Raw genomic sequence first — 13,020 nt, 5'->3', positions numbered from 1 at the left:
GCAGTTTTTAAGTGGTTTCAAGCCACTTCGGGGACGGCACAATGTTGCGCAATAAAATCGCCATGATCGGGCGTATCCGCCACTGTAGCGCGTAAGGATTCGCGCATACGCTCCAAATTCGCGGCAAGCATATTTTCATCCAATTGATCCACCTGCATATCATAGGCATGGGGCAAATAATCAAAGCCTTCAAAAATTGCCAGCCAACTAGGCAACCCAAACATTTCCCAACGGTAATTCACCACATGACCGGAGGATTTAAATAATTCCATCTTGTGCTGCAGTGAGTCGGGAATGTCCATCGCGCGACAGTGGCGCCAGAACTCTGTGTCGTCACGCGCATTTAGTTTGTAGTGTAGGATAATAAAGTCGCGTACTCGCTCGTACTCCAGCGCGGTGGTTTCATTAAATTCGCGCACTATGCTGTCGTTGTACTTCCCCACCGCCAGTAAATGCCGAATTTTCTCTATTCCCGTTTGAATTAGCGCAATACTGGTACTTTCCAATGGTTCCAGAAATCCTGCTGCCAAACCAATGGCGATACAGTTGTTATTCCAGGCGCGTTTACGTCGCCCCGGCATAAACATAATTTTACGCGGCTCATGCAACAATTCACCGGCAACATTTTTTATCAGCAGATCGCGCGCCAGCTCATCGCGAATAAACTGGCTGGCATACACATGGCCATTGCCGTCGCGATGTTGCAGCGGAATTTGCCACTGCCAACCCGCGGGCCGCGCAACGACATTGGTATAAGAATTGGGCGCCGCAACCGATTTGCTTTGCACCGCAAACGCGCGATCACACAACAGCCAGTGATGCCAATGCTCATAACCTGTATTTAAGCTCTCTTCGATTAATATGCCTTTAAAACCGGAGCAATCGATAAATAAATCCGCACTGAAACTTGCGCCATAACCCAGCTGCAGCGACTCAATAAAACCATCGTCTGCGCGGCGATTCACCTTGGTAATTTTTGCATCTATGCGCCTTACCCCATTTGCTTCGGCATGTTTGCGCATTAGCCCCGCGAAAAGGGCTGCATCAAAATGCAGTGCCCAATCAAATACGGACAATTCCGAAGGCGGCTTTTGCGCGGGAAAAGTAAATTTATTGTGCTGCGCGAGTACCGCGCCCAGCGAATAATCCCCCAAGCGCCCAACGCGTTTTTTTTGTTGGAGTTTCAACCAGTAGTGATGGAAATCTGTTCCGCGCAACGATTGACCGTATCCGCCAAACGGATGAATAAATTGCGAACCTGGTTTATGCCAATCGCTAAATTGAATACCCAATTTACAGGTAGCCCCTGTAGCGCGAATAACATCCAGATCGCTCAGCCCCAATTGTTGATAAAACTGGCGAATGGTCGGAATAGTCGCCTCGCCCACGCCGATAGTGCCAATTTCAGAAGATTCGATAAGTGTGATATCTATTCGCTGTTTAAAATGCTGCTTAAGGCTTGCCGCCGTCATCCAGCCCGCAGTACCACCACCAACGATAATGATGCTATTTACTTCACGCATAGTGATTACACTTTGTTGTGATTATCCATTGTTATTTTTTCCGTATGGCTTTTATGGTAAACCAGGCGGCAGATACTGCCGGAGAACCGTGTTGTTTTCCGGCAGTATTGTTAACGCATTACTCACTCAGGGATTAGAACTTCGCACGCACTCCCAGGGAGTATCGCGCTTCGTTGTCATACACAAATGAACCCTGCTCTACACCATCTGCCAAGCGATAGACTTGTTTCTCGTCTTCGCTGGTAAGGTTGGCAACCTGACCGTAAACAGTTACGTTATCCAACACATCATAGCTGACATTGAGATCGACGTAGGTTGCCCCCTTGGCGAAGGTTGCAAAATTAAGACTGCCATAATCCTGCACAAAGCGATCATCGCGACTGTTAATGGCAACACGTGCCTGCAACTTGTCTTGTTGGTACCACACAATCAAGTTGTAGGTGTTTTCCGAGTTGTTGGCGAACGGATATTTTTCGCCGGTCACATCGGACGCAAGACCCGGACGCTCACTCGGTGAATAGGTGTAGTTGGCTTCAACACCAAAGTTGCTGAGGAAGCCATCGGTAATATCACTGAGCGCAAGCTTGCCGCCTAATTCCAATCCTTTTACTTCACCACCTTTGCCTACGACCGGGCCATCCCCACGAATGTTGTAGGTTTTTCCGCGTGAGACCACATCGATATAACTTTCCTTTTGCTCAACAAAGGACTCAATCTCGACCAGGTACGCACCTATGTTCAACATACTCGCTTCACCGAAATAATATTCGGCAGAAATATCGTAGTTGTTGGTTAACCAGGGTTTCAAATTAATATCCGCTTGCGAGTTCCAACCGCTCGGAATACGTTGAGTTGAATCGTCCGGATCGGGACCGGTGAAAATATTCAGGCTGGAACCATAGCGGAACAAATCCAGCTCCTGTTTATTTTTTGCTGCACTCATGCGCAGTTTTACGTCTTCAGTCACGTTCCAGGCCAGGTTCAACGATGGCAATACATCGGTGCGTTTTTTGGTGTTGGTTTCGCGCCCGGTGTAGTAGTGCGAGCCGCCGTAAGCGCGCTGAATACCGGTACTTTGATAAACATTTGCCGCAATTTCAGCTTCGATAACTTTCACACCCAAGGTGCCCGACACGGGACCCGCTTCAAAATTACCCACGAAATAGCTGCTCAACTCTTCCAAAGTGACCGTGTAGCTGTTTGCCGGCGCAACGATTTTTTTAATATCGTTAAACGCTTTGCGGTTAAACGCTTCAGGATCATCGAAGGTAGTTGGGTCAACGGCCCAAAATCCAGGGATGCCTTTGGCGTACTTGCCCAAATCGGTAACGAAGGTTAACTTCTCACCAAAGTGATCGAGTGGTTGTGGTGGTAAAACGAAATAAGGTGTGAACGATGAAGGATCGTTCGCCACTAAACGCTCACCCGCCGCACATTCTGCACCGCTGCCGCCGCCATCAAACTTCTGATCGATTGAACGCCACATGGCATAACAACCGGTAATGTTATTGGCGTTCGGAAAATCCGGGCCGGTCAGGCGATTGTTTGAGCCGACATAAAATTGTGCCCAGTAGTCGTAAGCTTCTACATCAACTGAACGCTCTGCCATCCGCAAGCCGACTTCTACATCAGTGATGAACGAATCTTCAAATTTGTAGTTAGCGTGCGCGCTGATCGCATTCATTGTTGCGTTGGTGTCGTTATCCTGCTCCAGTTGCTCACCTTCCATAATCCAACTGTCTTTGTTGGCCATGTAGGTGGCGAGGGATTTTTCACCTGACGAATCAGTTAAACCGCCCGCGATCGGTTGATCAACACCGCTCCAGCGCGCGGTGAAGTTGCGATAATTCAGACCGAGCAGAGGATCTTCGTTATAACCTTTGGGGTTGGGCAATACGAAGCGGCCGCCATTTACACCCACCTCACCCAAATGGGCCGGGTCCAGGGTTAAACCGTACTGGTCCACCACATCTTTTGGATAGAAGTGGCCGTAGAGACGCTGCACAGTATCGCCGCGGAAACTATTGATGCCGCCTTGTGCTGTCGCAAACAATACGTTGTTATTTGCCTCTGCACTGATACCCCGCACACCACCGGTAAGCGGGCCACCATTATCAAAATTCAATTCTACGTTGAAATTTTTGGAGCCAGTATCGATTACGCGGTTACCACCGATAGATTGCAACCAAAGCGGCTCCACACTGAACTCGTCCGCGATAATCCACTCACGGCCGTCTTTACCGGTAATGGATTTAGTACTGCTGGTCGGAGCCGCAATTTGCGCCCCGGTCCAACCATTTTGGTATTGGTCATCCCACAGCGCTTTGCGATTGTCTTTTAACGCCCCCATTCCCTGCCAACGGTTGGAAATGTTTAAGCCCACTTCGCGCTGGTACTCTTTGGCCTTGGTATAAAAACCTTCGACAATAAGCTCTAACCCTTCGCCGAGATTCGCTTGCAGCGCACCATTCAAACCTTCGCGCTCACGCTCGTTGGAGGAGTGAGAGAAACGATAGCCATGGTTATGGTTAACCATCCACTTACCATCAAACTCCGAAGCCGATCCCATTTGTAAACCGATTGGGTCGCCCGCGCGCCCTGCGTAATCATTTGCAAGATTTTTAGTTCCGGTAACACCGGACAACATCACACCCAAATCGTCGTTACGCCAATTAATCAGTGCGTTGAACGTGCTATCCATTTCATCACTGATTTCGCCATTCGATAAATCGTAACCACCGGCAGCACTAAAGCCCTCCTGGAAATCCATTGGGCGGAACGTTTTAATATCAATGGTACCGGTAATACCCGACACCGAATTACTCACATCCAAACTCTTATACACATCGGCCGCACGCAGCAATTGTGCCGGTACATCGCCAAAGTCAGGTTGCGCGCCGGCGAGATTGCCCGCCGCCAGAAATTGTTCTCCATTCAGCATTACCGCTACTTGATCCATACCGCGCACGCTCAGGCGACCCCCTTCACCCGCACTGCGCTGAATTTGCACACCGGTAATACGTTGCAATGAGTCGGTAATCGTAGAGTCAGGTAGTTTTCCGATGTCTTCTGCCGAAATACCGTCAACAATCGATTTTGCTTCGCGCTTGGTATTGATCGCATTTTGTTGTGCGCCCTTTACGCCCAGCACTACAACTTCTTCAACCGCGTCGTTACTTTCTTGCGCCACCGCCGATGCGCCCAACCCCAATGCCGCATAGGAAGCAATAGCGCTGGCAATCAGCTTTTTCTTAAAGCCTCGCTTAGTGTTCATGGACTTCTCCGTTTATCGATTTATGGATTTATTTTTTACTCGTGATTCAATAAATCTTCAGGCTGCCAAACGGACACCGTTATTTATCAGTATCCAAACACCCCGCCTGAAAAAGGGGGAATTTTGCAAATTATTATTTGGAGCAAATCGGTAGATTGCATTGCCAATATCGTCAAGAAAAAAAGCCATTATTTTGAATTTTTGCGCGATCACGCAGATTCGCTTTAAGCCGCATGACAACGAAATACTTTTTACTTTTCATCATCTTAATAACGGCTATTGGGGGGTGTCTATGGCGCAAAAAAAAAGAAATCGTTTTCAAAATTTTGAAATCGATTTCTTTTTCACAAAAATTCAAAAACATCCAATTATCGGACAATTAAACTTTCTGAAAACGTTTTCAAAATTTTCAATCTGCGCGATAATCCGATTCGCTATAATCCGGCCCATAACAACAAAGCGCTCCGCGCAACAACAACCGATAACCAAACACCACCATGAACAGCAAACCGCAACTCAGCTTCTGGCAAATATGGAACCTCTGCTTTGGCTTCTTCGGAATCCAATTTGGTTTTGCGTTGCAGAACGCCAATGTCAGTCGCATCTTCCAGATTCTGGGCGCACCTATTGAGGAAATTCCTATTCTCTGGGTAGCCGCCCCCCTCACCGGATTGTTAATTCAACCCGTGATTGGTTACATGAGCGATAAAACCTGGAGCCGTGTTGGACGCCGCCGCCCCTACGTACTTTGTGGCGCTATAGCAGCGACACTCGCATTACTCGTCATGCCAAATTCGCCCGAACTGTGGATTGCCGCGGGAATGCTGTGGGTGCTGGATGCATCCCTCAATATCGCACTGGCTCCGAGTATCGCCATGCTTGGCGATACCCTGCCCAAGGAACAGCGCGCGCAGGGTTTTTCCATGCAAAGTTTTTTTATCGGGGTGAGCGCAGTAGTAGCCTCGGCCTTGCCCTGGATTTTAAATAACTGGCTGGGCGTGGCGAATACCGCTCCCGTTGGTGAGGTGCCGCCTTCAGTGACCTATGCGTTTTACGCAGGTGCAACGATTTTATTGTTAAGCCTTTGCTGGTCCGCCTGGAAGACAACGGAATATAGCCCGGCGCAATTGGCCCGGTTTGAACAATGGCGTAATGCACAGCAAACTGATGAGGAAGAGAAAAATTACCCCGGCTTTCATCGCAATGGCTGCTGGTTTTTCGTTGCCGGCATAGTGTTGACAGCATTAATCCTGAGTGCTGGTTTTGATTACAAATTATTAATTCTCGCGTTGGGTATCGCGCTTTTTGGTGTATTGCAAATCATTGCCGGTGCACTTCAGTTGCGCAACCTGCACCACAACCCGGTGTACCAAATTACGCGCGATATAGTGTTAATGCCGCGAGTCATGCGTCAACTCGCGCTGGTGCAATGCCTCTCCTGGTTTGCACTGTTTTCCATGTGGATTTACACCACTGCCGCCGTCACTTCACACCATTATCACAGCACCGACCCCACCTCGCCTACGTATAATGAAGGGGCCGATTGGGTGGGTGTTTTATTTGCCGCGTACAATGGCTTTGCCGCATTGGCAGCGCTGGCGATTCCACAAATCGTACGCAGAACCAATCGCAAAATTACGCACATGATTAATTTGTGTTTAGGTGCGCTGGGTTTTATTTCCTTCTTGTGGATTCGAGACCCACATTGGCTATTACTCGCGATGTTGGGCGTCGGCTTTGCCTGGGCTTCTATTCTCGCGCTCCCCTTGGCGATATTAACCAGTGCGTTGCCGCCGACAAAAATGGGCGTGTATGCCGGGATCTACAATTTTTTTATTGTCATTCCGCAAATACTCGCCTCGAGCATTTTAGCCTTGGTGGTCAGCCATTGGTTTGACGGCCAACCGGTATATGCGCTGGTATGCGCAGGCGCATTTTTGTTACTTGCCGCGATTGCCACCGCATTTGTTGATGATCATCACGCATAAGGGTTAACGAATTAGTATGCCGGCCAGTATAGAAGCGCTAATCAACAGCATTTACCGCAGCGAATCACGCCGGGTGCTCGCAACCTTGATTCGCTTGTTGAAAGATTTCGATATTGCCGAAGAAGCCCTGCAAGATGCTTTCACAGCTGCCCTGCACCAATGGCCCAGTGAGGGCGTGCCGCAAAACCCGCGCGCCTGGCTAGTGTCTACCGGGCGCTTTAAAGCCATTGATCAAATTCGCAAGCGTGCGCGCATGAATACCTCTTGGGAAGACATCGCCGAAAAGCTGGAGGAAGAGTTACTCACCGACGGAGATGAATATACAGATACACACAACATTGAAGACGACCAGTTACGTTTAATTTTTACCTGCTGCCACCCCAGCCTCGCGCCGGAAGCGCAAATGGCGCTTACGCTGCGCGAAGTGTGCGGCTTAACCACTGAAGCGATTGCGCGTGCCTTTCTCACCACACCCAGCACACTGGCCCAACGTATAGTGCGCGCCAAAAATAAAATTCGGGATGCAAAAATTCCCTACGAAATTCCCGCACGCAACGAATTACCTGCACGGCTTGATGCAGTGTTGCATGTCATTTATCTGGTATTTAATGAAGGCTACTCCGCATCGTCTGGCAGTGAATTAATTCGTCAGGAATTAGCCCAGGAAGCCATACGGCTCGGGCGTCTGCTTGCCAATTTACTACCCGATGCTGAAGTGCTGGGGTTGCTGGCGCTAATGCTGATTCAGGATTCTCGTCGCCACGCGCGTATTGATAACAAAGGAGATTTAATTCGCCTTGAGGATCAGGATCGTAGGCTATGGGACAAAACACAAATCGCCGAAGGCTCCACCTTAATCCAGCGCGCACTGGGAACCGGCAGTGCTGATATTTATTGTTTGCAAGCCGCCATAGCCGCCTTGCATGCAGATGCAACGAGTTTTGCAGAAACCGATTGGGGAGAAATTTGCGGCTTTTACGATTTGCTTTTACTGCGTCACCCATCACCGATTATCGAACTTAACCGCGCGGTTGCGATCGCGCATCGCGATGGGCCAGCACAAGGCTTGGCATTGTTGGATGATTTGGTCGCACGCAACCAACTTAAAGATTATCACTTGCTGCACGCCGCGCGCGCCGAATTTTTAGTGCAGCTGCAGCAATACGCGGAAGCAAAAATCGCTTACGAAAAAGCGATTGCACTCACTATGCAAGAGCCGGAACAACGTTTCCTGCGCGGCAAGTTGCAATCGCTTTCTTAAAAAAACGACGAAAATATTACGCGGAAGTTAAAGGGAGCTTTGAAAAACACGCCAGGCAATAGTAAATACACACCCCAAAGAAAAGAAAAAGAGTAAGGTGCGGATGGACAAAAACGTAATCCCCAAGCCATAAATCACGATATAAACAAGTCGCGCAGCGACAAATAACCATGCAGCTAACACCGTTAGCTGATCGTGCACTCCTGCTACATGAGCAATTAAAACCACACCAACAAAAGTGGGCAGATTCTCTAGCAAATTAAGGTGGGCGCGCGACAGCCTGTCCACCCAGGCGGGAAAATCCGGAGAGGTATCGCGATTACCGCTACCCCAAGCGAGCCCCGCTAAACGTCCTTTAATGGTTGCCACGACCACCGCGTGGATGGGTGCCAATACACAAATAAAAAGTGCAGCGCACAATTCAGGTGTCATTAGAGTTTGCATAGAAATTACCTCATAAATATCTGGCAAAAATTGTTACGGCAATCACACATCCTTGCCGTTATAGCGATGTATTGGAATTGAATCCAGATCTATTCCTTCAATACAGCGAATGTTAATCGCGGCAATTTTATTACCTGCCGGATCAACACCTTCGGCATAAGGCGCCACGCCGCACACCTGGCAAAATTTATGCTGGATAACATGTTTGTTAAAGGTGTAGGTGCCTACATTTTCGCCAGCACCCAATAAATTAAACGCGCTGAACGGCGCAAACCACAAAAGCGTGCCTTTGCGTTGGCAAATAGAACAATTACAGGCCAGGCCGGAATCTATCTCACCTTCAACTTCAAAACGAATGTTTCCGCAATGGCAGCTGCCGAGATTTTTCATGATTTGGTTCCTTTCATAATTTTGAAAACGAGGGAAACTAATTGCCAGTCCCTGAATGAGAACGGCATTTATTGTCGAATGACGCGATATCTTTTCGACAGCGAAAAATTATTTTACTCACAGTAAATGTTAACTTTTCGCGTGCAGAAGCCTTAGTAATCGAACCTTCAGGACTAGCATAGCATCAGGATCATGCAAAAATGTTGCAGTATCCATCAATTGCCAATACTGCCCCTCATTACCAAAGTGAATAGCATTTAGTTCATCCTCATTGCCTAGCGCAACAAAAAACCACGACAAACCGTTTTGTAAATGGTTCACCACCTGCTGACGATAGACCAATCGCGCAGAAGGTAATTCAATTCCGAATTCCTCCTGCAACTCCCTCAACACACAATCTTCCGGCGACTCATCCCCCTCCCTGCCTCCACCGGGAAAATCCCACTGATTGGAAAAAGGAATAGCAGGATTGTTATCGCGCCGATACACCAGCAATTTGCCATTGTAAAAATAAGCGAGCTTGCAGCCTGTGAAAGAACTCATCATCTTACAGCTACACTCTTAATGAGCCGCGAAAGCCCCTTACCGCATAATAAGATTGCGCACCATTGTGATAAACAAACACATGATCATAGCGGCGATCCATAAACAATGCGCCGTCGAGCATTCTGATTTCAACCGGGGTCTTTATCCAGCTGGATGTTTTCACATCAAATTCACCAAGCCGTTGCAGCGCGCGATATTCTTCTTCACTGAGTATTTCAATGCCCATTGCTTCCGCCATCGCCAACGCACTACCGGCAGGTTTATGCTCTTTGCGTGCAGACAAGGCCGCATCGTCATAGCACAAGCTTCTGCGCCCCTTGGGTGTTTCAATAGCGCAATCAACAAAAATATACTCGCTCGTATTCTGGTCAAACCCTATAACATCAGGCTCACCACCCGTATTTTCCATGTCGAGTAAGGATTTTAATTTCGCAGGCGATGCTTCCAACTTGTTTTGCACATCCGCCCATTTCAGGTGTAGATGGCGATTCATGTTTTTATCAAATCGCACTTTTAAAATAGTTAACAGCTCGTCATACGGTTTATTAGCCACAACTCCCTCCTAATAAATAAAATAACCAAAACTCAGGTATTATTTTTTTCCTGCTGCGCAGAACGAGGCCAAATATAACCGGTAGTTTGTTTTTTCCAGCCCTGCTGCTCGTAAAATGAACCTTTGCCGACTGCGGTGGTTAGCGTGGTAAAGATATAACCGTCAAGCGCATCTTTAAGGTAAGCAAGGATGGAAGAACCTATTCCCTTTCCCTGAAATTCGGGGTGTACAATTAAATCCACTATAGATGCGTAATATTTTCCATCATCTACTGTTCGCCCAAACCCAACCAAAACACCATCGCTATAGGCAAAACGCACAAAGCTACTTTTGCCAAAGGAGGCTTCAATGTCGGAGGGAAACCTGTAACCCCATCCGACAAGCGCAAATATATCCGATAACCTTCGCCAATCTACCCTGGCTAAATCGCTGTCGTACTTCAGGCTCATAGATTGCAACTCCCACTTGGTTTTGAAATTTACTTGTAGAACCAGTCAGGATGGCCTCTATACGCTAAGCCACCAAGAAACTTGCCTCGCTCCTCCCAATATTTCTTTTTCTCCAAATCCAATAGTTCTTTGTATGGTTCACCGGAATAAATGCCCGCAAGCGCTTCCGCAGCTTCCTGTGCATAAGGCACATTACAGTCCTTGCTTGCTGATTGCGTATACCAATACAGAGCCTTTTCTACGTCAAACCTTCCACCAATACCGTGCAAAAGCATGAGAGCTAAATCATTTTGAGATTCCGCCAAGCCTTGTTTAGCTGCCCTTTCATCCCAATACATAGTTTTTACATCATCTTGCTCAACCAAAATTCCGTGAGCATAAATACAGGCCATACTTCTTTGCGCTTCCGCTGAGCCTTTTTTTGCAGCATTCAAAGTAATCAAGAAATACTTTCTCGAATCTGCAATAGTATTCCAGCGACCTGATCTAAAGCTTGCGGATGCTAACAAAGCAAGGGCTTCTGCATTGCCATTTTTAGCGCTACGTTTAAGCCAATATTTAGACTCTTCTGGTGAAGTATTAATATCTCCGCCAAAATACAAATACCCCAAAATAAGCTGAGCTTCAGCATCATTTTGTTTCGCAAGCAAATTAAGTAACAGTTTAGCGCTTTTAAATTTTTTCCTGATGATGAGTCTTTTTGCAATATTTATTCTGTTGAATTTCACCGGTAATTTCCTGAAAAATATCTTCTAGAAAATTTAGAAACTAAATTCTAATTACAACTGCACATCTTTACTAAACAAATCCTTCAACTCTTTGCGGCTTTGTTTTACCAGCTGCGCCAATTCTTTTGGGTCTTTGCTAATGGCGATGGATTGATGCAACAGGGTTTGGTCGTGTTCGCGGAAAATATCGATGGCGCGTTGGGATTGACCATCGGTGTAGCCGATTTCCGTGAGGGTTTGCATGGCGGCACTCAGGCTGGATTCGTAGATTTCGCGAATGGGATTTTCCACACCCAATTCCGCCAGTTGGTAGGCATGTGCGCGATCGCGTGCGCGCACAATTAGTGTAATGTGCGGAAAATGGGTTTTCACCAGTTTGGTGATGGTGAGTGACGCTTCGATATTTACCAGTGCAATTACCAGCACTTTCGCATCGCGAATGCCAGCAGCTTCCAATAATTCAATGCGCGTCGCATCGCCGTAATAGCTCTGCACGCCGTAATTTTTCAAAAATTCAATATGCTCGGGATTCTTGTCCAACGCATTAAACGGAATATTACCCGCTGTTAGAATACGGCCAATTATTTGCCCGAAGCGGCCAAAGCCAGCAATGATCACTTCCGCTTTATGAGCATCTGGCTGCTCCAGTTCTTGTAAGGAATTCGCCGCTTGTGCTGCTTCTTCTGTGGCTTTTTCTTGCATAGTGCGTTTGCGCGTAATCAATTCGTGCAAGATAACCAGCGGACTGGTGAGCGCCATGGAGATACCCACAACCAACACAACATAGCTGGTAATATCCTTGGGCAGGAATTGGGTTTGTTCGGCGGTGGACATCACCACAAAGGCAAATTCTCCACCCTGCGCTAACATTACCCCCATCAATAAACCTTCTTTCACGGGAAATTTGCGCACGCGTAAAACAACAGTCACCACCAGAATTTTTATCAGCATCAGCGCCAAGGCCAGCGCCAAAATGACGAGTGGCTCCGCAAACAATAATCTCAGATTTAATGACATACCCACGGCGATAAAAAACAAACCTAGCAGCAACCCTTTGAAAGGTTCAATATCTGCCGCCAATTGATGGCGAAATGAGGATTGCGCGAGCAACATACCCGCAAGAAATGCACCCATACTCATGGAGAAACCTACCAGTTGCATGAGATAGGCAACGCTTAATACGATTAACAAACCCGCAGCAGTTAGAATTTCGCGACTGCCGTATTTAGCAACTATCTGCAATAGCGGATTAAAAATTCGCGCCCCGGCCAACAATAAAAATGCGACAGTACACAAACCTATCCACCAGGGCACATGCGCTTCCGCACTGGCAATGGGCGACCAGGTGGCAAGCAATAATAAAATCGGAATGACCGCCAGATCTTGCAGCAACAGAATTGAAAAACCTTTGCGCCCAATCGGCAAACCCATGATTTTATGCTCTTCCATCAAGGGCACCGCAAATGCGGTTGACGAAAGCGCAAGCGCGAGGCCAATCATAAAACCCTGCTGCCAGGATAAATTTAACGCCGCTGCTAGCACTGCAGTAATCGCCAACGCCGTTAATAACATTTGCGAACCGCCGAGCAAGCCAATATCCAACCGCATCTTCCATAATTGCTGCGGATTTAATTCCAGGCCAATCACAAACAACAGCAATACCACGCCTAATTCAGAAAATTGAAACGTGGCTTCCGGTTGATAAATCAGTCCCAACTCATAGGGGCCAATAATGGCGCCTGCGACCAAATAGCCAAGAATTGCCCCCAACCCCAAACGGCGAAAAAGAGGCACAGCAATAGTCGCAGCCAGCAAATAATAAATCGCGTGCAGAAGTGTTTCGTGGTGTTCCATAAGCATGCTC

At 47.6% G+C, this 13,020-nt stretch carries 11 protein-coding genes; 2 read left to right on the top strand and 9 right to left on the bottom strand.

Annotated features, from left to right (window positions below; genetic code table 11):
• Window positions 1–17: 17 nt before the first annotated feature.
• Window positions 18–1,523: a tryptophan halogenase family protein gene (locus D0C16_RS20510; RefSeq protein ID WP_151034061.1), complete on the bottom strand. Its 1,506-nt coding sequence runs from the start codon at window positions 1,521–1,523 to the stop codon at window positions 18–20.
• Window positions 1,524–1,656: 133 nt separating this feature from the next.
• On the bottom strand, window positions 1,657–4,797 hold the full coding sequence (locus D0C16_RS20505) for a TonB-dependent receptor (protein WP_151034060.1): 3,141 nt from the start codon (window positions 4,795–4,797) through the stop codon (window positions 1,657–1,659).
• A gap of 497 nt (window positions 4,798–5,294) precedes the next feature.
• Between D0C16_RS20505 and D0C16_RS20500 the strand changes: the two genes are divergently transcribed.
• Entirely contained in the window at window positions 5,295–6,785 is a 1,491-nt protein-coding gene (locus D0C16_RS20500; protein ID WP_151034059.1) for an MFS transporter, read from the top strand.
• Window positions 6,786–6,801: 16 nt separating this feature from the next.
• A complete protein-coding gene (locus tag D0C16_RS20495; RefSeq protein WP_151034058.1) occupies window positions 6,802–8,046 on the top strand; it encodes an RNA polymerase sigma factor in 1,245 nt (414 codons plus the stop codon).
• A 27-nt stretch (window positions 8,047–8,073) separates the two neighbouring features.
• On the opposite strand, the gene D0C16_RS20490 is transcribed toward D0C16_RS20495, so the two are convergent.
• From D0C16_RS20490 to D0C16_RS20460, 7 genes are all read right to left on the bottom strand, one after another.
• A complete protein-coding gene (locus D0C16_RS20490; RefSeq protein ID WP_151034057.1) occupies window positions 8,074–8,490 on the bottom strand; it encodes an MAPEG family protein in 417 nt (138 codons plus the stop codon).
• A 42-nt stretch (window positions 8,491–8,532) separates the two neighbouring features.
• Window positions 8,533–8,880, bottom strand: a complete 348-nt coding sequence (locus tag D0C16_RS20485; RefSeq protein ID WP_151034056.1) for a GFA family protein — start codon at window positions 8,878–8,880, stop codon at window positions 8,533–8,535.
• Between the two features lie 129 nt (window positions 8,881–9,009).
• Window positions 9,010–9,426: an NUDIX hydrolase gene (locus D0C16_RS20480; RefSeq protein ID WP_225318783.1), complete on the bottom strand. Its 417-nt coding sequence runs from the start codon at window positions 9,424–9,426 to the stop codon at window positions 9,010–9,012.
• 7 nt (window positions 9,427–9,433) lie between these two features.
• Complete coding sequence (locus D0C16_RS20475; RefSeq protein WP_151034055.1) at window positions 9,434–9,979, bottom strand: DUF4256 domain-containing protein; 546 nt, start codon at window positions 9,977–9,979, stop codon at window positions 9,434–9,436.
• Window positions 9,980–10,011: 32 nt separating this feature from the next.
• Window positions 10,012–10,428, bottom strand: coding sequence for a GNAT family N-acetyltransferase (locus D0C16_RS20470; RefSeq protein WP_151034054.1), 417 nt, complete (start codon window positions 10,426–10,428; stop codon window positions 10,012–10,014).
• A gap of 29 nt (window positions 10,429–10,457) precedes the next feature.
• Window positions 10,458–11,156: a tetratricopeptide repeat protein gene (locus tag D0C16_RS20465; RefSeq protein ID WP_151034053.1), complete on the bottom strand. Its 699-nt coding sequence runs from the start codon at window positions 11,154–11,156 to the stop codon at window positions 10,458–10,460.
• Window positions 11,157–11,207: 51 nt separating this feature from the next.
• Window positions 11,208–13,010, bottom strand: coding sequence for a cation:proton antiporter (locus tag D0C16_RS20460; protein WP_151034052.1), 1,803 nt, complete (start codon window positions 13,008–13,010; stop codon window positions 11,208–11,210).
• Window positions 13,011–13,020: the final 10 nt, after the last annotated feature.

Origin of the sequence: Cellvibrio sp. KY-GH-1 (genome assembly GCF_008806975.1) — a bacterium.
Lineage (GTDB): Bacteria > Pseudomonadota > Gammaproteobacteria > Pseudomonadales > Cellvibrionaceae > Cellvibrio.
This window is presented reverse-complemented; position numbering and strand designations above follow the sequence as displayed.

Excerpts from the sequence above, each read along its gene's own strand:
- D0C16_RS20510 (WP_151034061.1), bottom strand. The coding sequence starts at position 1,523 with ATGCGTGAAGTAAATAGCATCATTATCGTTGGTGGTGGTACTGCGGGC.
- D0C16_RS20505 (WP_151034060.1), bottom strand. The coding sequence starts at position 4,797 with ATGAACACTAAGCGAGGCTTTAAGAAAAAGCTGATTGCCAGCGCTATT.
- D0C16_RS20500 (WP_151034059.1), top strand. The coding sequence starts at position 5,295 with ATGAACAGCAAACCGCAACTCAGCTTCTGGCAAATATGGAACCTCTGC.
- D0C16_RS20495 (WP_151034058.1), top strand. The coding sequence starts at position 6,802 with ATGCCGGCCAGTATAGAAGCGCTAATCAACAGCATTTACCGCAGCGAA.
- D0C16_RS20490 (WP_151034057.1), bottom strand. The coding sequence starts at position 8,490 with ATGCAAACTCTAATGACACCTGAATTGTGCGCTGCACTTTTTATTTGT.
- D0C16_RS20485 (WP_151034056.1), bottom strand. The coding sequence starts at position 8,880 with ATGAAAAATCTCGGCAGCTGCCATTGCGGAAACATTCGTTTTGAAGTT.
- D0C16_RS20480 (WP_225318783.1), bottom strand. The coding sequence starts at position 9,426 with ATGATGAGTTCTTTCACAGGCTGCAAGCTCGCTTATTTTTACAATGGC.
- D0C16_RS20470 (WP_151034054.1), bottom strand. The coding sequence starts at position 10,428 with ATGAGCCTGAAGTACGACAGCGATTTAGCCAGGGTAGATTGGCGAAGG.
- D0C16_RS20460 (WP_151034052.1), bottom strand. The coding sequence starts at position 13,010 with ATGGAACACCACGAAACACTTCTGCACGCGATTTATTATTTGCTGGCT.